Raw genomic sequence first — 1,275 nt, 5'->3', positions numbered from 1 at the left:
ACGGCTTTTGACCGTCGCCGCATAAGGCGGTTTGTCACCAGCACCTGCATGCCGATGACGAGGGGCCATAATCCCTCATCTCTCCCGCAGCTTGCTGCGGCACACTAATGTCCCAACTCCAGACCTGATTGGGACCTGTTGCGTTGTAGCCTTTCGGCTTCATGCTGTTCTTTGGCATCTGGGCACGTCCTCTGCGATTGACCTGGTTAACCGCACTCAGGATGCGATAAAAGCTGGATTCTGACACAATATATTCCCCTTTATCTGCTAGCATAGGAACGATCTGAGAGGGAGGCAAGCTCTTGTATTCAGGAAGATTACACACCTCAATAATCCGCTCTTTCTCTGTTTCACTGAGCTTGTTGGCAGGCACTCGACCAGCCGCCGCTGTTTTGCGTTGATCCTGCACTTCCTGAGAAGCAAGTAGCTGTTTTTGCCAACGCCGTAGTGTGCGTGCATCAATACCCATGAGTTGGCACGCTTGGACTTGACGTGCTCCCGCAATCATTGCTTCATCAATCAGTTTCATCGCCATCTGACGGTTTTCAGAGGAAATCAATCGTCCTCTTTTCCCCCCCAGATGGCATTGCACTTTTTTGACAGCACCAAAAGTGCAGCTGTCTCCGCCAACGCTTTCTCTTTGCGCTTAAGCTCCTTTTCTATCTGGCGCTTCTGTTTTTTCGTCTGCTTAAGCTCTCGACGTTCATTGGCTGACAAACGCCCTCGCGCCTCATAGCCACCCAAGGCCAGTTCCTTCCAGCGATTGATCTGTTCGACATATAGTCCTTTCTTGCGGCAATACTCAGACAATGCCTGCTCATTCAAGCAGGCTGTTTCTATAACAACGGCCAACTTGTCCTCAGCTGACCAATTTTCTGGATTGGATGGATCTGCCGGCACGGCTCTACCTGCGTTTTTATACTGATTTCGCCAATTATACAGCGTGGGTTCAGAGACCCCGGTATCCCGATGGATCTGGGCGATACTTTGCGCATTGGGCGGCATCATCTTCTGAACAATCTTCTCTTTGAATTCCTGGCTATATCTTGCCACTGTAGCTTCACCTTCCGCTCCCTGATTAGGAAATATTGCTCACCAAGGTGAGCGGACAACTATGCTGACACAGGGGGATGTTGCTTACTCTAAACTCTAGGTATATAGTATTGCGAATCGTTATCTTTTGCGTTCCGGATATTATCGACGAAACAACAGACCGGCCCCTGCTGCTGGAGGACATGCATGATCAAACCTTGCCGCCTGTTTCCGCTTCTCCTG

The 1,275-nt window shown here is 50.2% G+C and carries 2 protein-coding genes; both read right to left on the bottom strand.

The annotated features are described in order from the left end of the window. Window positions 1–34: 34 nt before the first annotated feature. On the bottom strand, window positions 35–559 hold the full coding sequence (locus ACOCD2_RS20430; protein ID WP_293653339.1) for a helix-turn-helix domain-containing protein: 525 nt from the start codon (window positions 557–559) through the stop codon (window positions 35–37). Continuing rightward, window positions 556–1,053 carry a transposase gene (locus ACOCD2_RS20425; RefSeq protein ID WP_293650500.1) on the bottom strand — a complete coding sequence of 166 codons (498 nt, stop codon included), beginning with the start codon at window positions 1,051–1,053 and terminating at the stop codon, window positions 556–558. The genes ACOCD2_RS20430 and ACOCD2_RS20425 overlap by 4 nt, the downstream gene beginning before the upstream one ends. Window positions 1,054–1,275: the final 222 nt, after the last annotated feature.

The sequence above is a fragment of the Thiolapillus sp. genome (assembly GCF_048562965.1).
GTDB lineage: Bacteria > Pseudomonadota > Gammaproteobacteria > Chromatiales > Chromatiaceae > Thiolapillus > Thiolapillus brandeum_A.
This window is presented reverse-complemented; position numbering and strand designations above follow the sequence as displayed.